26 protein-coding genes and 1 pseudogene are annotated in these 24,229 nt (G+C 62.1%); 5 read left to right on the forward strand and 22 right to left on the reverse strand.

What is annotated here, in order from left to right; translation table 11 throughout:
- Nucleotides 1-16: 16 nt before the first annotated feature.
- The 13 genes from LB516_RS07095 to LB516_RS07155 form a co-directional block, all read right to left on the reverse strand.
- Nucleotides 17-283 carry a DUF2160 domain-containing protein gene (locus tag LB516_RS07095; protein WP_181174667.1) on the reverse strand — a complete coding sequence of 89 codons (267 nt, stop codon included), beginning with the start codon at nucleotides 281-283 and terminating at the stop codon, nucleotides 17-19.
- A 22-nt stretch (nucleotides 284-305) separates the two neighbouring features.
- Entirely contained in the window at nucleotides 306-1,187 is an 882-nt protein-coding gene (locus tag LB516_RS07100; protein WP_411969384.1) for a carbohydrate ABC transporter permease, read from the reverse strand.
- A gap of 37 nt (nucleotides 1,188-1,224) precedes the next feature.
- On the reverse strand, nucleotides 1,225-2,091 hold the full coding sequence (locus LB516_RS07105) for a carbohydrate ABC transporter permease (RefSeq protein WP_015317735.1): 867 nt from the start codon (nucleotides 2,089-2,091) through the stop codon (nucleotides 1,225-1,227).
- Nucleotides 2,092-3,159, reverse strand: coding sequence for an ABC transporter ATP-binding protein (locus LB516_RS07110; protein WP_140726885.1), 1,068 nt, complete (start codon nucleotides 3,157-3,159; stop codon nucleotides 2,092-2,094).
- Between the two features lie 10 nt (nucleotides 3,160-3,169).
- Entirely contained in the window at nucleotides 3,170-4,249 is a 1,080-nt protein-coding gene (locus LB516_RS07115; RefSeq protein ID WP_224719227.1) for an ABC transporter ATP-binding protein, read from the reverse strand.
- Between the two features lie 41 nt (nucleotides 4,250-4,290).
- A complete protein-coding gene (glpD, locus tag LB516_RS07120; protein WP_140616337.1) occupies nucleotides 4,291-5,817 on the reverse strand; it encodes a glycerol-3-phosphate dehydrogenase in 1,527 nt (508 codons plus the stop codon).
- Between the two features lie 126 nt (nucleotides 5,818-5,943).
- Entirely contained in the window at nucleotides 5,944-6,711 is a 768-nt protein-coding gene (locus tag LB516_RS07125; protein ID WP_015317731.1) for a DeoR/GlpR family DNA-binding transcription regulator, read from the reverse strand.
- 125 nt (nucleotides 6,712-6,836) lie between these two features.
- Nucleotides 6,837-8,249 (reverse strand): pyridoxal phosphate-dependent decarboxylase family protein, encoded by a 1,413-nt coding sequence (locus LB516_RS07130; protein ID WP_140616335.1) that lies wholly within the window; start codon nucleotides 8,247-8,249, stop codon nucleotides 6,837-6,839.
- Nucleotides 8,250-8,360: 111 nt separating this feature from the next.
- Nucleotides 8,361-9,092 carry a peptidase gene (locus LB516_RS07135; protein ID WP_023773863.1) on the reverse strand — a complete coding sequence of 244 codons (732 nt, stop codon included), beginning with the start codon at nucleotides 9,090-9,092 and terminating at the stop codon, nucleotides 8,361-8,363.
- A 31-nt stretch (nucleotides 9,093-9,123) separates the two neighbouring features.
- Nucleotides 9,124-9,915, reverse strand: coding sequence for a transglutaminase domain-containing protein (locus LB516_RS07140; RefSeq protein ID WP_015317728.1), 792 nt, complete (start codon nucleotides 9,913-9,915; stop codon nucleotides 9,124-9,126).
- 64 nt (nucleotides 9,916-9,979) lie between these two features.
- A complete protein-coding gene (locus LB516_RS07145) occupies nucleotides 9,980-10,921 on the reverse strand; it encodes an alpha-E domain-containing protein (RefSeq protein ID WP_224719228.1) in 942 nt (313 codons plus the stop codon).
- A 140-nt stretch (nucleotides 10,922-11,061) separates the two neighbouring features.
- Nucleotides 11,062-12,474, reverse strand: coding sequence for a circularly permuted type 2 ATP-grasp protein (locus LB516_RS07150; protein WP_041163444.1), 1,413 nt, complete (start codon nucleotides 12,472-12,474; stop codon nucleotides 11,062-11,064).
- A 171-nt stretch (nucleotides 12,475-12,645) separates the two neighbouring features.
- On the reverse strand, nucleotides 12,646-12,882 hold the full coding sequence (locus tag LB516_RS07155) for an Lrp/AsnC family transcriptional regulator (protein WP_010909609.1): 237 nt from the start codon (nucleotides 12,880-12,882) through the stop codon (nucleotides 12,646-12,648).
- A 308-nt stretch (nucleotides 12,883-13,190) separates the two neighbouring features.
- Here LB516_RS07155 and LB516_RS07160 point away from each other — a divergent pair, with 308 nt between their 5' ends.
- Nucleotides 13,191-13,610, forward strand: a complete 420-nt coding sequence (locus LB516_RS07160; protein ID WP_224719229.1) for a DUF4864 domain-containing protein — start codon at nucleotides 13,191-13,193, stop codon at nucleotides 13,608-13,610.
- A gap of 6 nt (nucleotides 13,611-13,616) precedes the next feature.
- On the opposite strand, the gene tgt is transcribed toward LB516_RS07160, so the two are convergent.
- From tgt to coaD, 7 genes are all read right to left on the reverse strand, one after another.
- A complete protein-coding gene (gene tgt / locus LB516_RS07165) occupies nucleotides 13,617-14,747 on the reverse strand; it encodes a tRNA guanosine(34) transglycosylase Tgt (protein ID WP_224719230.1) in 1,131 nt (376 codons plus the stop codon).
- Nucleotides 14,740-15,009, reverse strand: coding sequence for a hypothetical protein (locus tag LB516_RS07170; protein WP_140616328.1), 270 nt, complete (start codon nucleotides 15,007-15,009; stop codon nucleotides 14,740-14,742). The genes tgt and LB516_RS07170 overlap by 8 nt, the downstream gene beginning before the upstream one ends.
- Nucleotides 14,999-16,084: a tRNA preQ1(34) S-adenosylmethionine ribosyltransferase-isomerase QueA gene (gene queA / locus LB516_RS07175; RefSeq protein ID WP_224719231.1), complete on the reverse strand. Its 1,086-nt coding sequence runs from the start codon at nucleotides 16,082-16,084 to the stop codon at nucleotides 14,999-15,001. Before queA ends, LB516_RS07170 begins: the two co-directional genes overlap by 11 nt.
- 6 nt (nucleotides 16,085-16,090) lie before the next feature.
- Nucleotides 16,091-16,540, reverse strand: a complete 450-nt coding sequence (locus tag LB516_RS07180; protein WP_015317721.1) for a DMT family transporter — start codon at nucleotides 16,538-16,540, stop codon at nucleotides 16,091-16,093.
- A 12-nt stretch (nucleotides 16,541-16,552) separates the two neighbouring features.
- Nucleotides 16,553-17,065: a peptidylprolyl isomerase gene (locus LB516_RS07185; protein ID WP_015317720.1), complete on the reverse strand. Its 513-nt coding sequence runs from the start codon at nucleotides 17,063-17,065 to the stop codon at nucleotides 16,553-16,555.
- Between the two features lie 27 nt (nucleotides 17,066-17,092).
- Nucleotides 17,093-17,587, reverse strand: coding sequence for a peptidylprolyl isomerase (locus tag LB516_RS07190; RefSeq protein ID WP_411908818.1), 495 nt, complete (start codon nucleotides 17,585-17,587; stop codon nucleotides 17,093-17,095).
- Nucleotides 17,588-17,695: 108 nt separating this feature from the next.
- Complete coding sequence (gene coaD / locus LB516_RS07195) at nucleotides 17,696-18,196, reverse strand: pantetheine-phosphate adenylyltransferase (protein WP_015317718.1); 501 nt, start codon at nucleotides 18,194-18,196, stop codon at nucleotides 17,696-17,698.
- 194 nt (nucleotides 18,197-18,390) lie between these two features.
- Between coaD and LB516_RS07200 the strand changes: the two genes are divergently transcribed.
- Nucleotides 18,391-18,543, forward strand: coding sequence for a hypothetical protein (locus LB516_RS07200; protein WP_224719232.1), 153 nt, complete (start codon nucleotides 18,391-18,393; stop codon nucleotides 18,541-18,543).
- Nucleotides 18,544-18,607: 64 nt separating this feature from the next.
- On the opposite strand, the gene gyrA is transcribed toward LB516_RS07200, so the two are convergent.
- Nucleotides 18,608-21,406 carry a DNA gyrase subunit A gene (gyrA, locus tag LB516_RS07205; protein ID WP_224719233.1) on the reverse strand — a complete coding sequence of 933 codons (2,799 nt, stop codon included), beginning with the start codon at nucleotides 21,404-21,406 and terminating at the stop codon, nucleotides 18,608-18,610.
- Between the two features lie 235 nt (nucleotides 21,407-21,641).
- On the reverse strand, nucleotides 21,642-22,472 hold the full coding sequence (locus tag LB516_RS07210; protein WP_224719234.1) for a helix-turn-helix transcriptional regulator: 831 nt from the start codon (nucleotides 22,470-22,472) through the stop codon (nucleotides 21,642-21,644).
- Nucleotides 22,473-22,557: 85 nt separating this feature from the next.
- On the opposite strand from LB516_RS07210, the gene LB516_RS07215 reads away from it, so the two are divergent.
- From LB516_RS07215 to LB516_RS07225, 3 genes and pseudogenes are all read left to right on the forward strand, one after another.
- Nucleotides 22,558-23,091 carry a hypothetical protein gene (locus LB516_RS07215; RefSeq protein ID WP_224719235.1) on the forward strand — a complete coding sequence of 178 codons (534 nt, stop codon included), beginning with the start codon at nucleotides 22,558-22,560 and terminating at the stop codon, nucleotides 23,089-23,091.
- Between the two features lie 32 nt (nucleotides 23,092-23,123).
- Nucleotides 23,124-23,515: pseudogene (locus tag LB516_RS07220) on the forward strand (VOC family protein).
- A gap of 81 nt (nucleotides 23,516-23,596) precedes the next feature.
- Nucleotides 23,597-24,226: a MarC family protein gene (locus tag LB516_RS07225; protein ID WP_224719236.1), complete on the forward strand. Its 630-nt coding sequence runs from the start codon at nucleotides 23,597-23,599 to the stop codon at nucleotides 24,224-24,226.
- The last annotated feature ends 3 nt before the right edge of the window (nucleotides 24,227-24,229 follow it).

A 24,229-nucleotide genomic window follows, 5' to 3' on the forward strand; every position in this document is an offset into this window, starting at 1 on the left:
CCAACAGTTTCCCCCTCTATACGTAGCGGAACACGCCGATGGCGTAGACCACGGAGAGAGCGAGAGCCCACCACAGGTTGGGTCCGACAAGACCCAGCCAAGCGAGATGGATAAAGGCGCTGCCGAGCAGCGACAGGAAAAGACGATCGCCGCGCGTCGTCTCGAAGCGCAGGACGCCGACGCGCGGATTGCCGCCCGGCGAGGCGTATTCCCAGGCGCCCATGCCAAGCAAAAGCAGCGCGATGACGGTGAAGAACGCGGCCGTCGGCCAGGTCCATGCCATCCAGGAGAAGTCGAGGTTCACGTTACACCCTCCCCAGGGCAAAGCCCTTGGCGATATAATTTCGCACGAACCAGATGACCAGCGCGCCGGGGATCAGCGTCAGCACGCCGGCGGCGGCGAGCAGGCCCCAATCCATGCCCGAGGCCGATACCGTACGCGTCATGGTGGCGGCGATCGGCTTGGCGTCGGTGGTGGTCAGCGTGCGTGCGATCAGCAATTCGACCCACGAGAACATGAAGCAGAAGAAGCAGGCCACACCGATACCGCTCGCGATCAGCGGCATGAAGATTTTTATGAAGAAGCGCGGGAAGGAATAGCCGTCGATATAGGCGGTCTCGTCGATTTCCTTCGGCACGCCCGACATGAAGCCCTCGAGAATCCACACGGCCAGCGGAACGTTGAACAGGCAATGCGCCAGCGCCACCGCGATATGCGTGTCGATCAGCCCGAAGGCCGAGTAGAGTTGGAAGAACGGCAGTGCGAACACCGCCGGCGGCGCCATGCGGTTGGTCAGCAGCCAGAAGAACAGATGTTTGTCGCCAAGGAAGCGGTAGCGCGAGAAGGCATAGGCCGCCGGCAGCGCCACCGATACCGAAATCACCATGTTCATGACCACATAGGTGATCGAGTTGATGTAGCCGGAGTACCAGGCCTTCTCGGTGAAGATGGTGACGTAGTTGGCGATGGTCGGCGTGTGTGGGTAGAGCGTCATCGAGTTGACGATCTCGGCATTGGTCTTGAAGCTCATATTGATGAGCCAGTAGATCGGCAGCAAAAGTACGATGATGTAGAGCGTCGGCACGATCCACCACCAGCGCGATTCCTCGCCGCGCCGGCGCATGCGCCTGTCGAGATCGCTCTGCGACAGCGTACCGGCGAGACTTTCCGAGGCGGTCCCGTTCATCGCATTGCGCTCGGTTCGTTCATTGGCGCCAGCCATTTCAGCGCTCCGCGTCGTAATTGGTCATCACGGTGTAGAACACCCATGACAACAACAGGATGATGAGGAAGTAGACCAGCGACATGGCGGCCGCCGGGCCAAGGTCGAACTGGCCGAGCGCCGTCTTGACGAGGTCGATCGACAGGAAGGTCGTCGAGTTGCCCGGCCCGCCGCCGGTGACGACGAACGGTTCGGTGTAGATCATGAAACTGTCCATGAAGCGCAGCAGCACGGCGATCAAAAGGACGCGCTGCATCTTCGGCAGCTGGATGTAGCGGAATACCGCCCAGCGCGAGGCCCCGTCGATCTTTGCCGCCTGGTAGAAGGCATCGGGGATCGAGACCAGCCCGGCATAGCAGAGCAGCACGACAAGGCTGGTCCAGTGCCAGACATCCATGACGATGATCGTCACCCAGGCATCGAACGGATCCTGCACGTAATTGTAGTCGATGCCGAGCGCGTTGAGGTAATAGCCCAACAGCCCGATGTCGTTGCGTCCGAACACCTGCCAGATGGTGCCGACGACATTCCACGGGATCAGCAGTGGCAGCGACATCAGCACCAGGCAGACCGGCACGCCCCAGCCCTTCTTAGGCATGTTGAGCGCGATGAAGATGCCGAGCGGCACCTCGATCGCCAGGATGATAAAGGAAAAGATCAGGTTGCGGACCATCGCTTCCCAGAAGCGGCTGGACGAAAGCAGTTCCTCGAACCATTCGGTGCCGGCCCAGGTGAAGACATTGTTGCCGAACGTGTCCTGCACCGAATAGTTGACGACCGTCATCAGCGGTATGACGGCGGTGAAGGCCACCAGCACCAGCACCGGCAGCACGAGGAACCAGGCCTTGTTATTCCAGGTCTTGTCCATCTATGCCCCCATCTCGACACGCCAGGAATCGGCATAGATGTTGATGCCGGCCGGATCGAACCGCACCTTCGGTTCGGCTGGCACGGTCTCGTCCTCACCGATGACGGCAGCAATGTCCCTGCCTTCAAGCTTGGCGCGAACCACCTTGTGGCGGCCGACATCCTCGACCTTGGTGATCGAGACGGCCATGCCGTCCCGGCCGAGCCGCACATATTCGGGGCGAATGCCGAGTTCGACGGCGCCGCCGGCCGCCTTCGGCGCGCCCGGCAGTTCGATACGCTGCGAGCCGAGCGTCGCCGTCTTGCCGTCTATCGCCACAGGCATGACGTTCATGCCGGGCGAACCGATGAAATAACCGACAAAAGTATGGCGCGGCCGCTCGAACAGTTCCGCCGGCGTGCCGATCTGCACGATGCCGCCATCATACATGACGACGACCTGGTCAGCGAAGGTCAGCGCCTCGGTCTGGTCGTGGGTGACATACACCATCGTGTAGCCGAAGCGGCGATGAAGCTGCTTCAATTGCGAGCGCAGCACCCACTTCATATGCGGGTCGATGACGGTCAACGGCTCGTCGAACAGGATGGCGTTGACGTCCGAGCGCACCAGGCCGCGGCCGAGCGAGATCTTCTGCTTCTGGTCGGCGGTCAGGCCCCTGGCCTTCTTCTTGGCCCAGGACGCCAGGTCGATCATCTCCAGCGTCTCGCGCACCTTGCGGTCGACGTCTGCCTCCGGCACGCCGCGATTGCGCAGCGGGAAGGCCAGATTGTCATAGACAGTCATGGTGTCGTAGATGACCGGGAACTGGAACACCTGCGCGATGTTGCGTTCCTGCGTCGACAGGGTAGTCACGTCCCTGCCGTTGAACAGCAACTGGCCATGCGAGGGATGCAGCAGCCCCGATATGATGTTGAGCAGCGTGGTCTTGCCGCAGCCGGACGGCCCGAGCAGCGCGTAGGCACCACCATCCTCGAAAGTGTGATGCACTTCGCGCAGCGCGAAATCGGCATCCTTGCGCGGGTTCGGCAGATAGGAATGCCTGACATGGTTGACGTCGATGCGCGCCATATCGCCCTCCTCAAGCCGCCAGCTTCGGCGCGGTTACGGCCCGGCCGTGCTCGTCGAAGACCATGATGTGACGTGGATCGATGAACACTTCGACCACCGCGTCTGTCTCGAAATCCCTGATGCCATGGGTCAACATCACCCAGCGCACATCGGCAAAGTCGAGATGGATGAAGCTTTCGGACCCGGTGATTTCCGTGATGGTGACTTTCGCCCGCACCGGCACCGCGGAGGCATTGGGCCGGTCGAGCGAAAGATGGTGCGGCTGGAAGCCGACCGTATAGTTCGCATCGGCGATGCCGACGAGATCAGCGGGCACCGGCAGCTTGACGCCGCCCTCCAGCAGAAAATCCGCCCCCTTCTTGGCCAGCACGATGGTGTTGAGCGGCGGATCGGCGAAGGTCCTCGCCGTCACCAGGTCGACCGGTTTGCGGAACACGTCGATGGTCGGCCCGAACTGGGTGATGCGGCCTTCCGACAGCGTTGCTGTATTGCCGCCGAGCAGCAGGGCCTCATGTGGCTCGGTGGTGGCATAGACGAAGATGGTACCGGCGGCCGCGAATATCCTCGGCAGTTCGGCTCGCAATTCCTCGCGCAATTTGTAGTCGAGATTTGCAAGCGGTTCGTCGAGCAGCACAAGGCTGGCATTCTTGACGATGGCGCGCGCCAGCGCGGTGCGCTGCTGCTGCCCGCCCGACAGACTGAGCGGCGTGCGGTCGAGATAGGAGGTCAGTTTGAGGAGTGCCGCCGCTTCGCGCACCTGGCTGTCGATCTTGCCCTGCTCGACGCCGGCCACCTTGAGGGGTGAGGCGATGTTGTCATAGACGGTCATCGCCGGATAATTGATGAACTGCTGGTAGACCATGGCGATCTTGCGCTTCTGCACAGGCGTGCCAGTGACATTCCGGCCGTCGAACCAGACCGAGCCGGAGGTCGGCACATCGAGGCCGGCCATCAGCCGCATCAGGCTGGTCTTGCCTGAAAGTGTGGGCCCGAGCAAAACGTTGAGCGAGCCGTGCTGAAGCGTCAGCGACACGTCGCGGATGTGCTCGACCGCACCGACCGTCTTGGTGACGTTCCTCAGTTCCAGCATGACGCCTCCTCCCAGGCTTTCCGCATCAGCTCAAAACCTCTTCATTCAGCGGCCGCGACGTGCTGCCGGCTTATGCCGCGCATGAATTCATCGAGTGCCGCGACCTGCTCGCGGTTAAGATGCAGGCCGCGCTTGGTTCGCCGCCACAGCACGTCTTCCGCCGTCACAGCCCATTCGTTTTCAACGAGATAGCGCACCTCGGCTTCGTGGAGATCGCCACCGAAATTGCGGCCGAGATCGGCAATCGACTTGGCCAAGCCGAGCAGCACCTGTACACGCGTTCCATAGAGCCTCGTCAGCCGGCGCGCCAAGCGCTGGTCGAGGAAAGGATAGGCGCTTTTCAGCTTCGCCACCTGCGCATCGAAACCCGTGGCCGGAAAATCGCCGCCCGGCAGCGGCGCATCTGATGTCCACGGCTTGCCGCGCTTGCCGAGAAAACCTTCGATCTTCTCCAGCATCGATTCCGACAGCCGGCGATAGGTGGTGATCTTGCCGCCAAACGCGTTGACCAGCGGCGCGGCGCCGTCGCCGCCATCCGCCTTCAGCACATAGTCACGTGTCGCTTCCTGCGCCTTGGAGGCGCCGTCATCGTAGAGCGGACGCACGGCCGAATAGGTCCAGACGATGTCGGAACGCTTGACGGGAACCGCGAAATACTCGCTCGCCGCGGCACAGAGATAGTCGATCTCGGTGTCGCTGATCCTCACATCATGTGGGTCGCCGGGATAATCCTGGTCGGTGGTGCCGATCAGCGTGAACTCGTCCTCGTAGGGGATGGCGAAGATGATGCGGCCGTCCCTGTTCTGGAAGAAATAGGCGCGCGGGTCGTCGAACTTCTTGGCGATGACGATGTGGCTGCCCTGCACGAGGCGGACATTGTGCACGTCGTTGAGGCCGACGACGCCGGACAGCACGTGGTCGACCCAAGGACCCGCCGCATTGACCAGCAACCGTGCCTTGACCTCGTCGGTCTCGCCGGTCCGCAGGTCCTCGATCTTTATCGCCCAGATTCCGCCCTCGCGGCGCGCTCCAACCACTTTGGTGCGAGTCCGGATCGTTGCGCCCCGGTCAGCGGCGTCACGAGCATTCAGCGCCACCAGCCGCGCGTCGTTGACCCAGCCATCCGAATATTCGAAAGCCTTTTTGAACAGCGGCTTCAAAGGCTTGCCCGCCGGGTCGCTTGCCATGTCGAGCGTTCTGGTCGCCGGCAGCAACTTGCGCCCGCCGATGTGGTCGTAAAGGAAAAGGCCGAGCCGGATCAGCCAGGCCGGGCGCAGGCCCTTGGCATAGGGCAGCACGAAGCGCATCGGCCAGATGATGTGCGGAGCGTTCTTCCACAGAACCTCGCGCTCCATCAGCGCCTCGCGCACCAGGCGGAATTCATAGAATTCGAGATAGCGCAGCCCGCCATGGATCAGCTTGGTCGAACCGGACGAGGTTCCGCTGGCGAGATCGTTCATTTCGGCGAGAAAGACCGAGAACCCGCGTCCCACGGCATCGCGGGCGATGCCGCAGCCGTTGATGCCGCCACCTATGACGAAAATGTCCCGGACTGAAGATGTGTCCACCTAGCTCCTCCACGATTTCGCATTGCACCATTTTTGCTCTTTTGCGAAACCGTGGCGGAATTATTTCGAACTCATAACGAATGTCAAACGAAATATCACACGCCTGTGAGAAGACCGTGAATTGCGTCAGCCAAGCGACGTCTCGATGAGCTGAACCTCGGCCTCCTGGCAGATCTTGCGCACGGACGGGATGTCGCAGCGATCGGTGATGAAGGTGTTGACCTGCGACAGATGGCCGATACGCACAGGCGCCGTGCGTTCGAACTTGGTCTGGTCGGAAACCAGGATGACGTGCCTGGCGTTGGCGATGATCGCTTGCGCCACCTTCACCTCGCGGAAATCGAAATCGAGCAGCGCGCCATCATGATCGATAGCCGAGGCGCCGATGACAGCGTAGTCGACCTTGAACTGCCTGATGAAATCGACCGCCGCCTCGCCGACAACACCCCCGTCGGAGCCGCGCACCACGCCGCCCGCAATCACCACCTCGATCGAGGGATAGATGCGCATCCTATTGGCAACATTGATGTTATTGGTGATGACCATCAGGCCGTCATGATCGAGCAGTGCCTTGCTGACCGCCTCCGTCGTGGTGCCGATGTTGATGAACAGCGAGGCGTTGTCGGGAATCAATCTGGCCGCCGCGCGGCCTATCGCTTCCTTCTCGTCGGCCGCGATCTTGCGCCTGGCTTCATACTCCATGTTCTCGATACCGGACGGGAACAAGGCGCCGCCATGGACTCGCGAAAGCAGCCGCTGGTCGCACAAATCGTTGAGGTCCTTGCGTATGGTCTGCGGCGTCACGTTGAAATGCGTGGCCAGGTCATCAACCAGCACGCGGCCGTTGTCCTTGGCCATCTGGATGATCTCGGCATGGCGCGGCGACAGATACATAAGGCAAGCTCCCGTTTTCGTTTTTTTTGCTTATAATAGAAAACGAAACCGATGAAAAGGTGCAAGCCGGCTAACGAAATCTGATGATTGTACGGGTGAACCTCGGTGCCACCCATCCAGCCTTTTCAGGCCGTGGCACGCGCAATTTCGGTAATGGCGGTGAAAGCGGCATCGACGTCTCCCGCCGTCGCGTCGAACTGGCCGACCTGGAAGCGGATCGCCACCTTTCCATCGACCTTCGTTTGCGTCAGGTAGATGCGGCCATCGTCGTTGATCGCATTGACGAGCCGCAGATTGTGCTCGTCGGCATCGGCGCCCGAGGCAGCCTTGTGCCGGAACGAAAACAGCGACAGCATCGGCTCGGTGACGATCTCGAAATCCACCTCCCTTGCCAGCCGAGCGGCAAGGCCCTCGCTCCAGGCGACATGGTTGCGGATCATGGTTCGCAGGTTTTCCAGTCCATGCGCGCGCAGCAGAAACCAAAGCTTCAGCGCCCGGAAGCGCCGACCAAGCGGCACCGACCATTCGGAATAGTTGATGATGCCGTCGCGGCCATGTGTCTTAAGGAATTCGGGCTTGATGGCCAGCGTGCGAACGAGGTCCTCGGGCTGGCGAATGAACTGCATCGAGCAGTCGAATTGCGCGCCCAGCCATTTGTGGGGGTTGAAGACGATGGAATCCGCCAGCTCGGCGCCGGCCCAGAAATGCCGGTACTCCGGGCAGATCATCGCCGACCCGGCCCAGGCGGCATCGACATGCAGGTAGAGCCCATGCCGACCGGCGACTGCCGCAATTGCTGCAATATCGTCCGTGCCCCCGGTGCTGGTGCCGCCGACGCTGGCGATGATGCCGGCGGGCAACATGCCGGCCGCGCGGTCGGCGACGATTGCCGCGTCGAGTGCGGCTGCGTCCATGGCGCGAAAACGGCCGGCGACAGGAATGCGCACGAGATTGTCCTCGCCTATGCCTGACACCCAGATCGCCCGATCGATCGAAGTGTGCACCTGGTCGGAGGAATAGATGCGCAATCGGCCCTGCCCGGCCAATCCTTTTTTGTTGCCTTGCCAGTCCAGCGCCCGCTCGCGCATCGTCAACACCGCGTTGAGTGTCGCCGACGAGGCCGAATCCTGGATAACGCCGGAGAATCCTTCCGGCAGGCCGAGCGCCTGGCGCATCCAGTCGACGGTCCGCATTTCAAGCTCGGTCGCCGCCGGCGAGGTCTGCCAGAGCATGCATTGCGCGGCCATCGCCGACACCAGATATTCAGCCACCACCGAGACCGGCGCCGCGTTGGCCGGGAAATAGGCGAAGAAGCGCGGGTGCTGCCAATGCGTCATCCCCGGCACGATCTTCTCTTGGAAATCGGCGAAAATCCTGTCCATCGACTCCGCGTCTTCGGGCGGCGACGCCTCGATGCTCCTGAAAATGTCGCCCGGCTCGATCAGCGGCCGCACCGGCCGCTCACGCAAATTGTTGCGATAGTCGGCGCCCCAATCGGCGGCGCGTTGCGACCATTGCCGGAAATCATCATTGTTCATCTTGTCCTCCCGACAGGTCATTCGCTGCCGGTGATAGCGCCGGCTCCTCAAGATCGGATATTAGTCACCAGTGAAATATTTGAAGCCGCCGACGGGCGCGAGATATGCGGACTAGCCAGGAAAATCCGGCAGGCTGGCGAAGGCCGTCTTCAGCGCATTCGACCATCCATCGGAGATCGTGCGATAATACTGGTCGTCCTGGCCGATCCGCTTTTTAAGGCCGACCTGAAAGGCGTCCTGCTCCAGGAAAAGCAGGTCGAGCGGCAGGCCGACCGACAGGTTCGACTTCAGCGTCGAATCGAACGACACCAGAAGCAGTTTCACCGTCTCGGCCAGGCTCATCGTCTTTTCGTAGGCGCGAATGATGATCGGCTTGCCGTACTTGGTTTCTCCGATCTGGAAGAACGGCGTGTCCTCGGTCGACTCAATGAAATTGCCTTCGGGGTAGATCATGAACAGGCGTGGCGGGCTGCCCTTGATCTGCCCGCCCAGGATGAAGGAAGCATTGAAATAGGAATCGGCCTTCTCGCCGGCGGGCGACGATTGCGCGATCACTTCCTTCACCGTGTCGCCGAGCAGCCGCACCGTCTGGTACATGGATGGCGTCTCGAGCAGCTTCTCATGACGGTCGGTCACCGCCTTTGTGCGTTCGTCGAGCAGGCTGACCACGGCCTGTGTCGTCGCCAGGTTGCCAGCCGACATCAGCACGATGACGCGCTCGCCCGGCTGTTCCCAGACATGCATCTTCTTGAAGGTCGAGATCGAATCCATACCGGCATTGGTGCGCGTGTCCGACATGAACACGAGCCCGCGATCGATCTTGAGGCCGACGCAATAGGTCATGGAATCTCTTAAGGCGGTAATCCCTGGGGGATTACTGCTCTACCGTGACGGTGACCGCAAGCAGTTCTTCCGCCTGTCCCAGTCGAATTCCCGACACAGGCGAAGCGTCACGGTAGTCGCGGCCGGTGGCCACCTTCACATAGCGTTCGTCGGGAGAAATACCGTTGGCGGGATCGAAGGCAACCCAGCCGAGGCCCGCGACATGCGCTTCTGCCCAGGCGTGGCTTGCTGCCTGCTCCACCGCATCCATCATCAGATAGCCGCTGACATAGCGGGCCGGAAATCCCATGGCGCGCGCGGCGGCGGCAAAGATGTGGCTATGGTCCTGGCAGACTCCGGTTTTCAGTACCAAAGCTTCCTCGGCCGAGGTCGTCGCATTGGTTGTTCCCGGCGTGTAGGCGACGCGCTCGCCAATGGCGGCCATCAGCCGGTGCAGCCTGTCAAGGTCGGTGCCCTTGCCGACCGCCTCGGTAAGATCACGGATGCCGCCGCCTATGGTGGTCAAAGCGGTCTCCTGCGCGAACAACCAGAGTGGCGCGAAGCCTTGATGAGGCCCACAAACACCCGATGTATCGCGCGTCACCACCTCGCCCAACGCTTCGACTGTGATGAAGTCGTGGTCACCCTCGACGCTCAACAGCCTGTTGTCGTTGCCGTAATGATCGGTAAATCGCACTTCCTCGCGCGCACCCTCGACCTTCAGCGCCCAGGACAGCACGGTCTGAGTCGGCCCGCTCACGGGAAGCAGCCGCAGCCTCTGGAGCAAATACTGCACCGGTGCGTCGTAGCGGTACTCAGTCCGGTGCGTTATTTTCAGCCGCATGGCCATCTTCCGTTCGCGTGCATGATCTCTAGCGAAAAACGACATCCACTTCCCGGCATCATGCTCAATAAAACCTGTAGTCCTGCGCGATCTCGTCGCCGAGCCTGGTGTTGTCGCGAATGAACCCGGCCAGGAACTCGTGCAGCCCGGCATCGAATATGTCCTTGATCGATCCTGCTTGCAGCATTGCCTGCGTGTTTTGCGCCGTCGCATGGCAGGCATGGCGCTCGCCATAGTCGTCGCCCAGGAACTTCAGATGCTCTGCCAGGAAGCGATAGCAGAAGGTCAGCGATCGCGGCATGCGGACGTTGAGAATCAGGTAGTCGGCGATGTTGGTCGGCTTATAGTCGGCATCATAAACCCAGCGATACGAGCGATGCGCCGACACCGAGCGCAGGATCGATTCCCACTGATAGTTGTCGAGCGTCGAGCCGACCCAGGAGATCGACGGCAACAGCACGTAGTATTTCACGTCGAGGATGCGCGCGGTGTTGTCGGCGCGCTCGACATAGGTGCCGAGCTGCGAGAAATCGAAGATCTCGTTGCGCAGCATGGTGCCGTAAAACGAGCCGCGGATCAGCGCGGTCTCGCGCTTGATCGCGTCGAGCACGTTGGGCAGGTCGCGCTCGTCTATCGGCCTCGCCAGCATCCGTTTCAGCGCCATCCAGGCTTCGTTGATGCTCTCCCATGTCTCGCGCGTCAGCGCGGTGCGCACCATGCGCGCATTGTTGCGGGCGGTCTCGATCGACGACATCGTGCTCGATGGGTTCGACGTGTCGCGCAAGAGGAAATCAGAGACATTGGCGGCGGTATAGTCCGGGTATTTCTGCTTGAAGGTGACGTCGGAGCCGGCGCTGAGCAGCACCGAATTCCACTCCTCCGACGCGCTCTGGGTGCGAGTGAGCGCCATGCGCAGCCCGGCGTCGACCAGCCGCGCCATGTTTTCCGCCCGCTCAATATAGCGGTTCATCCAGTAGAGCCCGTTGGCGGTGCGGCCGAGAAGCATGGGAAGGCCCTTGGGCTAGTGAGTAGGGATCAGTGAGTAGTCAGTACTAAATAGTTGAATCCATATGAGATATGGCATGCGCTTTCCCTCTGTAGCTGACTACTCACTACTCACTAATCGCTAATCCCTACCGGCTCAGCTCAATCATCCAGCACCCAGGTATCTTTCGTCCCGCCGCCCTGGGAGGAATTCACCACCAGTGAGCCTTCCTTCAGCGCCACCCGCGTCAGCCCGCCGGGCACGATCTGGATGCGATCCGAGACCAGGACGTAGGGCCTGAGATCGACGTGGCGCGGCGCCAGCCCCTTTTCAGTCAGGATCGGACAGGTCGAGAGCGCGAGCGTCGGCTGGGCGATGTAATTAGACGGTTTGGCCTGCAGCTTCTTGGCGAAATCCTGACATTCCTTCTTGGTCGCCGCCGGGCCGACCAGCATGCCGTAGCCGCCGGAACCATGCACTTCCTTGATCACCAGTTCGTGGATGTGCTCGAGCACATATTTCAGGCTGTCCGGTTCCGAACAGCGCCAGGTCGGGATGTTGCCGAGGATCGCCTTGCGGCCGGTGTAGAATTCGACGATCTCGGGCATATAGGAATAGATCGCCTTGTCGTCGGCGATACCCGTGCCGGGCGCATTGGCGATGGTGATATTGCCGGCGCGATAGACATCCATGATGCCGGGTATGCCAAGCGCTGAATCCGGCCTGAAAGTCAGCGGATCGAGGAAGGAATCATCGACGCGGCGGTAAAGCACGTCGATCTGCTTGTAGCCTTCGGTGGTGCGCATCGCGACATGGCCGTCGACGACGCGCAGGTCCTGGCCCTCCACAAGCTGCACGCCCATCTGGTCGGCAAGGAAAGCGTGTTCGAAATAGGCGGAATTGAAACTGCCCGGCGTCAGCACCGCGATGGTCGGGGCACCGTTGGTGTTCTGTGGCCGCACGGCCGCCAGCGACTGGCGCAGCAGCTGCGGATAGTTCTCCACTGGCCGCACCTTGATCTTCTGGAACAGCTCGGGGAACAGCTGCATCATCGTTTCGCGGTTCTCCAGCATGTAGGAGACACCGGACGGCGTGCGCGCATTGTCCTCCAGAACGTAGAACTCGTCCTCGCTGATGCGAACGATGTCGACGCCGATAATGTGGGTATAGACGCCGGCCGGCGGCCGCACGCCGATCATCTCCGGCAGGAAGGCCTCGTTCCTGGCGATGAGATCCCTTGGGACGCGGCCGGCGCGCAGGATTTCTTGGCGATGGTAGATGTCGTCGAGGAAGGCGTTCAGCGCCTGGACGCGCTGCTCGATGCCTTGCGTCAGGCGCCGCCACTCATTGCCTGAAATGATGCGAGGGACGATGTCGAACGGGATCAGCCGTTCGGAGGCTTCCTGTTCGCCATAGACGGCGAAGGTAATGCCCGTCTTGCGAAAGACGCGTTCGGCGTCCTGCATCTTCTCGGTAAGCCTGGCTGGATCCTGCTCCTTCAGCCAGCGATCGTAAGCCGAATACGGTCTTCTCAATCCGGAGACTTCCGGAAGCATTTCATCGAACGCTGCCAATCGCATACTCCCCTGTGAAGCCATTTCACTGGCGTCGTGGGAGAAAATCAAGCGCAATCGGTGATTTGGGGGAAGCGGACGATCAGTATGTTGCGGCTGCCTAAAATTAAGGCAGCCCAAATACGAGCTTGATCAGCCTTTGCCTCGTGCCCGGGCAACCGCCTCGCACTGCTAGAAGGCGCGGAAGGTGACGACGGTGAACGTGTCCTTGATGCCGGGAAGAATCTGCACCTTCTCGTTGACGAAATGGCCGACGTCTTCTTCGTCGTCGACATAGAATTTGGCGAGCAGATCGTAGTTGCCGGCGGTGGAGTAGATTTCCGAGGCGATCTCGGCGTCGGCAAGCGCGCTGGCAACCTCATAGGATTTGCCCAGCTCGCATTTGATCTGCACGAAAAACGCCTTCATGGCTTCGTCCCGCTAAACTTCCAGGTCCAAGCGGCCCTTCTGGCAGACTGGAGGCAGCCTTTCAAGCACTGGAATGCGCGCTTAGCCGGCGCGGGGTCCCGGCCACCGCCTCGCGCGGCTCCGCAACCGGCATGCCGCGCTTCGACCGCCTGCCGCCATCTCAGCGCCAGCGTGCCCTGCAATATCGTTCGGCTTCTGCACCGAGGCGCGACGAATATTGGCGCTGAAACCGTGAGGCGCCCTGGCACGTATGTTAGGATGTCTCCTGGAACTTCTGGAGGCGGTTCGAGGGACGGTGGAGACAAGCCATGCGCCGCGGCTTTTTCGCATTTGCGTTCGTTTCGCTCATATTGGCTTCCCAGGCGTTGGCCGGAGATGCCGAGATCAAGGCTGGCCAGTCCGTCATCGACGGTCAGTTGAAGGCCCTCATCGCCGATGACGGCGCCAAGGCCTACAGCTTTGCCGCCCCGAACGTGAAGCAGATATTCCCGACCGTCGATGCCTTCATGAATATGGTGACCAATGGCTACCCGCCTGTGCGCAAACCCCAGTCCTACGCTTTCGGCAAGGTCGAGCAGACAGGCCCGGGTTCAATTATCCAGCAAGTGCTGATCGTCGGCCCCGACGGCAAGGACTACGAGGCGGTCTACACGCTGCAGCAGCAGCCTGACGGCACATTCCAGATCACCGGCTGCAGCCTGCGGGCGTCGAACTCGCTCAGCACCTGAACGGGTTTACGGCGCCGGGATATCGCCCCTCGCCCAGCCTTCGCTGATCCCCGCCCCGCGCGTCTTGAAGGTGCCGGCTTCGATCGCGGCGCGGATGTCCTGCATCAGCTTCTGGTAGTAGGACAGGTTGTTCCAGGTCAGCAGCATCGCGCCGAGCGCCTCCTGCGAGCGCACCAGATGGTGCAGATAGGCACGCGAATAATCCCTGGCTGCCGGGCAGTCGCTCTCTTCATCGAGCGGGCGCGGATCGTCGGCATGGCGGGCGTTGCGCAGGTTGACCTTGCCGCGCCTGGTATAGGCCAGCCCGTGCCGGCCGGCCCGCGTCGGCATCACGCAATCGAACATGTCGATGCCGCGGGCAACCGATTTCAGGATATCGTCCGGGGTTCCCACGCCCATCAGATAGCGTGGCTTGTCGTCTGGCAGTTCGGGACAGGTGATGTCGAGCATGTCGAGCATCACCGCCTGCGGCTCGCCGACGGCCAAGCCGCCGACAGCATAGCCCTTGAGCTCCATCGCGCTCAGCGCCTGTGCCGAGCGAACCCTGAGCGCCGCGTTGTCACCACCCTGCACGATGCCGAACATCGCTTTGCCCGGCTGGTCGCCGAACGCCGTCTTGCAGCGCTCCGCCCAGCGCAGCGACAGTTCCATGGCGCGCTCGATCTCCTTGATCTCGGCCGGCAACGCGGTGCATTCGTCGAGTTGCATCTGGATGTCGGAATCGAGCAGACCTTGAATTTCGATCGAGCGCTCCGGCGACATCTCGTAGGCCGCGCCATCGATGTGAGAGCGGAAGGTGACGCCCTTTTCCGTCAGCTTCCTCAGCTTCGACAGCGACATCACCTGAAAACCGCCGCTGTCGGTCAGAATCGGGTGCGGCCAGCGGGCGAATTCGTGCAGACCGCCGAGCCGCGCCACGCGCTCGGCCCCGGGCCGCAACATCAGGTGATAGGTGTTGCCCAGGATGATGTCGGCACCAACGCCGCGCACCTGGTCCATGTACATGGCTTTGACCGTGCCACCGGTGCCGACCGGCATGAAGGCCGGCGTGCGGATTTCGCCGCGCGGCATGTCGATCAGGCCGCGCCGCGCCTTGCCATCGGTCGCCAACACCCTGAAGGTGAAATTCTCAGCCATTGAATTCCTTGTCGAATACCGGCGCATCCGGCGCCTGCTCGTCGAGCGACTGACGGTACTGGATGCAGCCGCGCATGAATTTTGGCCAGGGCGGCACCGCGATTGACGGCTCGGTCCTTTCCGGCAGCAGGTCCCACAGATCGGGGTGATGCCAGCAGAGGTCATGACCTGATGTATCGCGGTGCGCGCGAATGCCGGCGCGCAGCCTTTTCACTTCCGCGATCAGCCTGTCGCGGTCGAAGGTTTGCAGATCATCGTCCATCGTTCTCCTCCCTGAACAGAAGACTGGCGTCTCCATAGGAATAGAACCTGTAACCGCTCTCGATGGCATGCGCATAGGCGGCACTCATCGTGTCGAGGCCACTGAAAGCCGAGACCAGCATGAACAGCGTCGAGCGCGGCAGATGGAAGTTGGTCATCAGCATGTCGGCCGTGCGAAAGCGGTAGCCGGGCGTGATGAAGATGTCGGTCGGTCCGGACCATGGCGCCAGCGTGCCGTCCTCACGCGCCGCACTCTCGAGCAGGCGCAGCGAGGTTGTACCGACGGCAATGACGCGCCCGCCCCTCGCCTTCGCCGCATTGAGCGCATCGGCGGTCGCCTGGCTGACCGAGCCGATCTCGGCATGCATCTTATGGTCCGCGGTATCGTCCGCCTTGACCGGCAGGAACGTACCGGCGCCCACATGCAAGGTGACGAAGCGGCGTTCGACCCCTTTGGCGTCCAGCGCCGCGAAAAGCGCCGGCGTGAAGTGCAGGCCCGCGGTGGGCGCCGCTACCGCGCCTTCTTCCCGGGCATAGATGGTCTGGTAGTCGGCACGATCGCGCTCGTCGTCATCGCGCTTCGAGGCGATGTAGGGCGGTAGTGGAATGTGGCCGACCGCGTGCAGCGCTTCGTCGAGGAAAGGACCGGATAGATCAAAGCCGAGCAGCGCTTCGCCGCCCTCGCCTTTTTCGATCACGGTGGCGTCGAGCTGGCCGAGGAAACAGGAATTGCCGTCATGGCCGAAATGGATGCGGTCGCCGGCGGCAATGCGCTTGCCCGGCCGCATGAAGGCCAGCCAGCGGTCCGGCGCCATGCGCATGTGCAGCGTGGCCTCGACCTGCGACTGTGCTTCGCCGCGCCGCCTGATGCCTTTCAACTGCGCCGGAATGACCTTGGTGTCGTTGAAAACCAGCACGTCGCCGGCACGGAGCAACGATGGCAGATCGCCAACCGTCCTGTCCACCAGCCCCTTGCCTGGCTTGACCACCAGCATTTTGGCGCTGTCGCGCGGTTCTGCCGGGCGAAGTGCGATGCGCTCCTCCGGCAGGTCGAATTCAAAGAGGTCGACGCGCATCGGGACTCAAAACAGCCGAACGAGCAGCGCTCCGGCCAGCAGAAGCACCGCGCCGGCGACGCGGCCGAGCGAGATTTCACGCACGGCGACCCCAAGGAAGCCGACGCGGTCGATGAGCATACCCGCGAGCAGCTGGCCGGCCACCAGGAACGCCATCAGGGCGGCCGCGCCGATGCGCGGCGTCAGGATCGTCGAAAGCGTGACATAGAAGCCGCCAAGCATGCCGCCGGCGACAAACAACCAGGGCGCGGGCGCCTTCCAGTCGAGCGAGATGCCTTGCAGCTTCACCACCGTGACGGAGATGATGCCAAGCACGATCGCGCCCGACAGGAACGAAAACGCTGCCGCCGCGACCGGGAGACCCAAGCCGCGCGCAAGCTGCGAATTGATCGGCGCCTGGATGGCAATGAAGGCGCCGGACAGGATGCCGAGAAGCGACCAGACGACGCCCATCATTGTCGTTTGTCCTTACTTGACGTCGGCCGCGACCTTTAGGGACACGATCTTGTCGGGATCCTGCACCGGCTCGCCGCGCTTGATCTTGTCGACATTGTCCATGCCCTCGATGACCTGGCCCCAGACCGTGTACTGGCGGTTGAGGAACGCGGCGTCGTCGAAGCAGATGAAGAACTGCGAATTGGCCGAGTTCGGGTTCTGCGAACGAGCCATCGAGCAGGTGCCGCGGCCGTGGTTCGCGTTGGAGAACTCGGCCTTCAGGTCAGGCTTTTCCGAGCCGCCCATGCCGGCGCGAGACGGCGCGAAGCTGGGCTTGCTGGAATTGCCGAATTTCACGTCGCCGGTCTGCGCCATGAAGCCTTCGATGACGCGGTGGAAGACGACGCCGTCATAGGCGCCTTCACGCGCCAATTCCTTGATGCGGGCGACATGGCCAGGAGCCAAATCGGGAAACAGTTCGATGACGACCTTGCCCTTGGTCGTTTCCATGATGAGCGCGTTCTCGCGGTCCTTGATCTCAGCCATGTCAGATATCCTTTTGTAAAATTGGAACTATTTGTCGGCGGCGATGCGCACTTTGATCATCCGGTCGGGATCGGTGACCGTGCCATTGTCCGCCTCGTCGCCCTTCTTGATCTTGTCCACCAGGTCCATGCCGCTGACGACATTGCCGACAATCGTATACTGGCCATCGAGCGGCGGCGCCGGTGCGAACATGATGAAGAACTGCGAATTGGCGGAGTTCGGGTCCTGCGAACGGGCCATGCCGACCACGCCGCGCTTGTAATGCTCGGCCTGCGAGAACTCGGCAGGCAGGTCGGGCAGGTCGGAGCCGCCGGTGCCGACGGCCTGGGCATTGAAGCCCTTGTTCATGTTGCCGAACTTGACGTCGCCGGTCTGCGCCATGAAGCCGTCGATGACACGGTGGAATGCGACATTGTCGTAGGCATGGTCACGCACCAGCTTCTTGATCTGCGCGACATGCTTGGGCGCCAGATCGGGGCGCAGCGCGATGGTCACGTCGCCATCTTTCAGCGTGATGATCATCGTGTTTTCCGGATCTGCGGCATAGGCCGAGACCGATGCGGTCACGAGACCGGCGAGCACAACAAGGAATGAGGCGAGCCTTTTGAGCTGCATGAGGGTTCTCCGAGCTTATTTCGCGAATTTTGCGGTGAGCGCGCCGGCCACGGCCGCCGGCACGAAGGGGCGGATGTCGCCGCCCATCGAGGCTATCTGGCGCACAAGTGTGGCGGTAATGGTGCGCACCGACGGGCTGGCGGGCAGGAAAACCGTCTGCAATTCAGGCGCCATGGTTTCGTTCATGCCGGCCATCTGCATTTCGTAGTCGAGGTCGGTGCCGTCGCGCAGACCGCGGATCATGATCGAGGCGCCTTCTCTCCTGGCCGCATCGATCACCAGCCCATCGAAGGCAACCACCTTGATGCGGGCGCCATCGCGGCCGAATTCGGCCTTCGCGGCGGCTTCGATCAACTGCACCCGATCCTCGAACGAAAACAGCGGCTTCTTGCCCGGATGAATGCCGATCGCGGCATAAACAATGTCGGCAACCGCCAGCGACGCTTTCAGCACATCGAGATGGCCGTTGGTCAGCGGGTCGAAGGAGCCGGCATAAAGGGCGATGCGTTCGGTCATGGCGGAGCTTCTAGCGAGCCTCTATCACAAAGGCAAATCCGATTGGCAGGCGGCCCATGAACCTTTTCCGGCGCATGAACGACAGATGAACACGCTGATCACGAAGCCTTCACGCAGCGTTCACTAGGCTGCACCCTTAATAAGATGAAACCAAAGTCCCATATATCCGTTGTAAGGCGCAGGAGAACACGCACATGCTGATCTACATGCTCGCCACCGCAATGACCGTCGCCATGCTGATCGCCACAGTATTCGGGCTGCATCAGGAAGCACAGCGCATCCGCGTCAAGGCCACTACCAAGCGCTTCGAAGGCTTTTGCCTGCGCAAGCCGTATCGCCACTACTAAGACAGTCCGCAACGCTGCCGCGCCGGCCGACAGGCCGGCGTTGCTATGTCAAACGTACCAGGAACTATTCGGCGTTGTCCGGACCGCTGTCATTCGAATCCGACCCCGCGCCACCCTCGACGGCCTCTTCCACTTCCTCGTCCGATTGCGGCTCCGAAATCCGCTCGACCGAAACCACCTTTTCACCTTCAGCCGTGTTGAAGATGGTCACGCCCTTGGTGGCGCGGCTGGCGAAGCGGATGCCATTGACCGGCACCCGGATGACGGTACCGCCATCCGACACCAGCATGATCTGATCGTCATTGCCGACCGGGAAGGTTGCCACCAGCTGGCCGATTTCGGCTGCCTTGGACACGTCGGTGGCACGGATCCCCTTGCCGCCGCGGCCGGTCAGGCGGAAGTCGTAGGACGACGAGCGCTTGCCGTATCCATATTCGGTCACCGTCAGCACGTACTGCTCATGCGCCTTGAGGAATTCGTAGCGGTCGTCTGGAAGCTCGGTCTCCTCGCCGATCTCCTCATTGGTGAGCGCGATCTCTTCTTCCTCTCCGGCTGTCTCGGCGGCAAGCCGCCGCTCCGACGCCGCCCGCTTGAGGTAAGCGGCGCGTTCCGCCGGTGAAGCATTGACATGCTCGATCACCGACATGGAGATGATGCGGTCGGTTTCAGCCATGGTTATGCCGCGAACGCCGACGGAATTGCGGCTCTGGAAGACGCGCACGTCGCCGACGGAGAAGCGAATGCACTGGCCCGAATTCGCCGTCAGAAGCACGTCGTCATTGTCGGTGCAGGTCTCGACGCCGAGAATTTCGTCGCCCTCCTCCTCCAGCTTCATGGCGATCTTGCCGTTGCGATTGACCTGGACGAAGTCGGACAATTTGTTGCGGCGCACGGTGCCGCGCGTCGTGGCGAACATCACGTCGAGATCGCCCCAGCTCGTCTCGTCCTCGGGCAGCGGCATGATGGTGGTGATGCGCTCGCCCTGCTCCAGCGGCAGCATGTTGATCAGCGCCTTGCCGCGTGACTGCGGGTTGCCGATCGGCAGCCGCCAGACCTTTTCCTTGTAGACGATGCCGCGCGAGGAGAAGAACAGCACCGGCGTGTGGGTGTTGGCCACGAACAGCCGGGTGACGAAATCCTCTTCCTTGGTCGACATGCCGGAGCGGCCCTTGCCGCCGCGGCGCTGCGCCCGATAGAGCGACAGCGGCACGCGCTTGATGTAGCCGGAATGGCTCACCGTCACGACCATGTCCTCGCGCTGGATCAGATCCTCATCTTCCATGTCCGCGCCGCCATCGGTGAGCTCGGTGCGGCGTGGCGTGCCGAATTCGTCGCGCACGGCGGCGAGCTCGTCCTTGACGATCTGCTGGATGCGCGCGCGCGACGACAGAATGTCGAGGTAGTCCTTGATCTCGTCGCCGATCGTATTCAACTCATCGGCGATTTCGTCGCGGCCAAGCGCGGTCAGGCGCTGCAGGCGCAGTTCGAGGATAGCGCGCGCCTGTTCCTCGGACAGATTGTAGGTGCCGTCCTCGTTGATACGATGGCGCGGATCGTCGATCAGGAGGATCAGCGATTCAACATCGCCCGAGGGCCAGCGCCGCTCCATCAACTGCTCGCGCGCCGTCTGCGGGTCCGCCGCGGTACGGATCAGCTTGATGACCTCGTCGATGTTGGCGACGGCGATGGCCAGGCCAACCAGCACATGGGCGCGGTCCCGCGCCTTGCGCAGCAGGAACTTCGTCCGCCGGCTGATCACCTCCTCGCGGAAGGTGACGAACGCCTTCAGCATGTCCGTCAGGTTCAGCAGTTCCGGCTTGCCGCCGTTCAGAGCCACCATATTGGCGCCGAAAGAGGTCTGCAGCGGCGTGAACCGGTAGAGCTGGTTGAGGACGACGTCGGCAACGGCGTCACGCTTGAGCTCGATGACGACGCGATAACCCTGGCGGTCGCTTTCGTCGCGGATATCGGAAATGCCCTCGACGCGCTTGTCGCGCACCAGTTCGGCCATCTTCTCGATCATCGAGGCCTTGTTCACCTGGTAGGGAACCTCGGTGATGATGATCGATTCGCGGTCATTGCCGCGCTGCTCTATGTTGACCTTGCCGCGCATGACGATGGAGCCGCGGCCGGTGGAATAGGCGCTGTAGATGCCGGAACGGCCAAGCACGATGCCGCCGGTCGGGAAATCGGGGCCCGGAATGATCTCCATCAGCGCCGGCAGGTCGATCGCCGGATTGTCGATGACGGCAATAGCGGCGTTGCAGACTTCACCGAGATTGTGCGGCGGGATGTTGGTGGCCATGCCGACGGCAATGCCGCCCGAACCGTTGACCAGCAGATTGGGAAAGCGCGCCGGCAGAACCTTAGGCTCGGTGTCCGAAGCATCATAAGTGTCCTGGAAATCGACGGTATCCTTGTCGATGTCCTCCAACAGCTCGTGCGCGACCTTGGTCAGGCGCGATTCGGTGTAGCGCATCGCCGCCGGCGGATCGCCGTCGATCGAACCGAAATTGCCCTGCCCGTCGATCAGCGGCACGCGCAACGACCAGTCCTGCGCCATGCGCACCAGGGCGTCATAGATCGAGGCGTCGCCATGCGGATGGTATTTACCCATCACGTCGGCTACGGGGCGCGCCGATTTCACATATTTGCGGTTCCAGTGGTAGCCGCTCTCATGGGCGGCATAGAGGATGCGACGGTGCACCGGCTTCAGGCCGTCGCGCACATCGGGCAGCGCACGGCTGACGATCACGCTCATGGCGTAATCGAGATAGGAGCGCTGCATCTCCTCGATGATGGATATCGGCTCGATGCCGCTGGGGCCGCCGTCTGTGCCGCGCGGTGTCTTCTGGTCGGTCAAATCGGATCACAATCTAATCAGGAATCACTCGCTGCTTATATAGGAAGCGAGGCCGAAACTCCAATGTTCGCGGCACTTTTCCAGTGTCAATTTTGGTGGTAATTTCAAATGGATACCACTGATTGCGACGATATGGCCAAGGCGCTTTCGCCGCCACCAAGGCAAAAGCCGGCAATGGACCGTTTTCCCCAGACGAACGCCGCGAGCGCGATCAATTGGACCTCGTGGCAACTTTTCAGCGGCTGCCAACCCGCCCGGACCGATACCGGCCCGGCGTCTCGCCCATGACCCGCCGAAACCGGCGGTTGAAAGTCGACAGATCGTTGAAGCCGGCTTCGAAAGCAATTGCCGAGATGGCATCGTTGGACGTGCGCAATCGCACCGCCGCGCGATGCAATCGGGTCCTGAGCAGGTACTGATAGGGCGTCATGCCGGCGACCTGCCGGAAGGTGCGCAGGAAATGATAGGGACTGGTCGCGGTCTCATCCGCCAACGCTGGAAGCGAGACCGGTCCGTCGGCATCCAGTTCGATCCGCCTCACCGCCTCGGCAACCCTTTTCTGATCGCGGCGGCTTGGATCGCGACTGGCATGCCTTGCGCCTGAGATTATCGCCACGGCGGCACCGGCGATGCGTAGGGCAACTTCCTCGAAGGCGCCTGCGTCGGCCATGTCGCGCGCGGCTTCCGCCTCGGCCAGCAGCGGTGCGATGGCGGGTAACGGCGGCAGGCGGGGCGTCTTGAAGGTGAGCTTCCCAGCGCCCGGTACGTCGGCGACGATCCGGTCCATATAGGCCGGCCCGAAATGGAAGGAGAGGCAACGGTCGCCGCTGCCATGCTCGTGCCCGCATTCGTAGCATGTGCCGGAATTGCCAAGCAGGAGGCTGCCTGGCGCGAGCATTGCGGTGCCTTGCTGTGCGCGATAGCGGAAGGTGCCACTGGTGACCGCCGCGACGCAAAAATCCCGATGGACTTCCTCGAACGGCCGATCGCCGGCGCTGGCCGTGCAGATCACATCCGCCACGTCCCAGCCAGGTCCGGACGCAAGGGTATTCGCGGTCGCCGTCATGGCTGAAATATAGCAATTTTTCCCAAGCCCAAAACCCCGCCGGCACCTATTGCTCGCGGTCTCCTGACAAGAAGAGGCCGCAGCCATGCCCGACCAATCCACATTTGCCGAAGCCTTGCACAGTCCCGGACCGATCGAAGGGCTTGCCGAAAAACTGAACCTTTACGGCCGCTTCGTCGGTGCCTGGACGTTTGACGCCGCGCGCCATCTCGAGGACGGCACGGTGCTGACCGGACGCGGCGAGGTGCACTTCGGCTGGGCGCTGGAAGGCCGCGCCATCCAGGACGTCTGGATCCTGCCCGCGCGTGACGCCGGCCCCTCGCCATCGCTTGGCAAATGGACCTTTTACGGCACGACGCTGCGGGTCTATGACCCCGGAATCGATGCCTGGCACATCTTCTGGAGCGACCCGCGCAACCAGTATTTCAGCCGTCAGTTCGGCCGCGCCGAAGGCGGCACGATCGTGCAGGTCGGCGCCGACGGCACTGGTTCCTCGGTACGCTGGAGCTTTTCGCGCATCACCGAGAATTCCTTCCGATGGCTCGGCGAGCGCTCGCATGACGGCGCGGACTGGCACCTCGAAGTCGAGTTCCTGGCGCGTCGTCAATCTGAAAGATGACCCCACAACCCTTAGTAACAATGGAGAAAACCATGTTCGATCATACTCGATCGGCGTTAGCGACGTCACTGCCTCCAAACGTTTCTACGATGCCGCGTTGAGGCCGCTCGGCTTCACTTGCGTCAGCCAATCGCCGGGTTCGCTCGGCTATGGTGTCCAGGCTGTCGCGCCCCAGGCTGTCGCGCTGTGGGTCAACGAGGCGGCGCGCCCGGTGCCGGCGGACGAAAGATCCGGCCTGCATTTCTGCTTCGCCGCGCCGACACGGGATAGCGTCGGTGCCTTTCATGCCGGGGCGTTGCGCGAAGGCGGCAGCGACAATGGCGGACCGGGCCTGCGCGCCGACTATGGCGAGAACTATTACGCGGCCTTCGTTGTCGATCCGGACGGCTATCGCCTGGAGGCCTATTGCGGCGCTGCCGCCTAACCTGCGGTTCTGACTGTTCCCACCGACCGGGCTTTGCTCTACCAATGTGGGTACGGGCTTGGCCCGGCGGGAGGGTCAGCGATGCCGAGTTTCGACAGCCTGTTCAATGCCTTCGTCACCATTCTCGTGACCATCGATCCGCCTGGGCTGGCGCCTCTGTTCCTCGCCGTGACGCGCGGCATGAACCGCGAGGAGCGCAGCCAGGTTTCCGTGCGCGCCTCGGTCATCGGTTTTCTGGTGATGGCGCTGTTTGCGGTGGCCGGCGCATCGATCCTGTCGGTGTTCGGCATCACCTTGCCGGCGTTCCGTGTCGCCGGCGGGTTCCTGCTGTTCTTCATCGCCTTCGAAATGGTGTTCGAGCGCCGGCAGGACCGCAAGGAAAAGATCGGCAACGTCGCCATCACCAAGGACATGATCCACAACATCGCCGCCTTCCCCCTGGCGATCCCGCTGATCGCCGGCCCCGGCGCGATTTCAGCGACGGTGCTGCTCTCAGGCTCGTTTCAGGGTTTTGCGGCGCAGGCGGCCCTGGTCGGCATCATTCTTGTCTGCCTCGTCATAACCTATCTGGTGTTCGTGCTATCGGAACGCATCGACCGCATCCTCGGCCAGACCGGCCGCTCGATCCTGACCCGCCTGCTCGGGGTTATCCTGGCGGCACTGGCCGTGCAGTTCGTGGCAGATGGCATCAAGGCGCTGATGGCCTCGTAGGCC

It is taken from the genome of Mesorhizobium sp. CO1-1-7 (assembly GCF_020164885.1).
Lineage (GTDB): Bacteria > Pseudomonadota > Alphaproteobacteria > Rhizobiales > Rhizobiaceae > Mesorhizobium > Mesorhizobium australicum.

Coding starts and splice junctions, on each gene's coding strand:
- LB516_RS07095 (WP_181174667.1), bottom strand. CDS start 283: ATGGCATGGACCTGGCCGACGGCCGCGTTCTTCACCGTCATCGCGCTG.
- LB516_RS07100 (WP_411969384.1), bottom strand. CDS start 1,187: ATGAACGGGACCGCCTCGGAAAGTCTCGCCGGTACGCTGTCGCAGAGC.
- LB516_RS07105 (WP_015317735.1), bottom strand. CDS start 2,091: ATGGACAAGACCTGGAATAACAAGGCCTGGTTCCTCGTGCTGCCGGTG.
- LB516_RS07110 (WP_140726885.1), bottom strand. CDS start 3,159: ATGGCGCGCATCGACGTCAACCATGTCAGGCATTCCTATCTGCCGAAC.
- LB516_RS07115 (WP_224719227.1), bottom strand. CDS start 4,249: ATGCTGGAACTGAGGAACGTCACCAAGACGGTCGGTGCGGTCGAGCAC.
- LB516_RS07125 (WP_015317731.1), bottom strand. CDS start 6,711: ATGTATCTGTCGCCGCGCCATGCCGAGATCATCCAGATGGCCAAGGAC.
- LB516_RS07130 (WP_140616335.1), bottom strand. CDS start 8,249: ATGAACAATGATGATTTCCGGCAATGGTCGCAACGCGCCGCCGATTGG.
- LB516_RS07135 (WP_023773863.1), bottom strand. CDS start 9,092: ATGACCTATTGCGTCGGCCTCAAGATCGATCGCGGGCTCGTGTTCATG.
- LB516_RS07140 (WP_015317728.1), bottom strand. CDS start 9,915: ATGCGGCTGAAAATAACGCACCGGACTGAGTACCGCTACGACGCACCG.
- LB516_RS07145 (WP_224719228.1), bottom strand. CDS start 10,921: ATGCTTCTCGGCCGCACCGCCAACGGGCTCTACTGGATGAACCGCTAT.
- LB516_RS07155 (WP_010909609.1), bottom strand. CDS start 12,882: ATGAAGGCGTTTTTCGTGCAGATCAAATGCGAGCTGGGCAAATCCTAT.
- LB516_RS07160 (WP_224719229.1), top strand. CDS start 13,191: ATGCGCCGCGGCTTTTTCGCATTTGCGTTCGTTTCGCTCATATTGGCT.
- tgt (WP_224719230.1), bottom strand. CDS start 14,747: ATGGCTGAGAATTTCACCTTCAGGGTGTTGGCGACCGATGGCAAGGCG.
- LB516_RS07170 (WP_140616328.1), bottom strand. CDS start 15,009: ATGGACGATGATCTGCAAACCTTCGACCGCGACAGGCTGATCGCGGAA.
- queA (WP_224719231.1), bottom strand. CDS start 16,084: ATGCGCGTCGACCTCTTTGAATTCGACCTGCCGGAGGAGCGCATCGCA.
- LB516_RS07180 (WP_015317721.1), bottom strand. CDS start 16,540: ATGATGGGCGTCGTCTGGTCGCTTCTCGGCATCCTGTCCGGCGCCTTC.
- LB516_RS07185 (WP_015317720.1), bottom strand. CDS start 17,065: ATGGCTGAGATCAAGGACCGCGAGAACGCGCTCATCATGGAAACGACC.
- LB516_RS07190 (WP_411908818.1), bottom strand. CDS start 17,587: ATGATCATCACGCTGAAAGATGGCGACGTGACCATCGCGCTGCGCCCC.
- coaD (WP_015317718.1), bottom strand. CDS start 18,196: ATGACCGAACGCATCGCCCTTTATGCCGGCTCCTTCGACCCGCTGACC.
- LB516_RS07200 (WP_224719232.1), top strand. CDS start 18,391: ATGCTGATCTACATGCTCGCCACCGCAATGACCGTCGCCATGCTGATC.
- LB516_RS07210 (WP_224719234.1), bottom strand. CDS start 22,472: ATGACGGCGACCGCGAATACCCTTGCGTCCGGACCTGGCTGGGACGTG.
- LB516_RS07215 (WP_224719235.1), top strand. CDS start 22,558: ATGCCCGACCAATCCACATTTGCCGAAGCCTTGCACAGTCCCGGACCG.
- LB516_RS07225 (WP_224719236.1), top strand. CDS start 23,597: ATGCCGAGTTTCGACAGCCTGTTCAATGCCTTCGTCACCATTCTCGTG.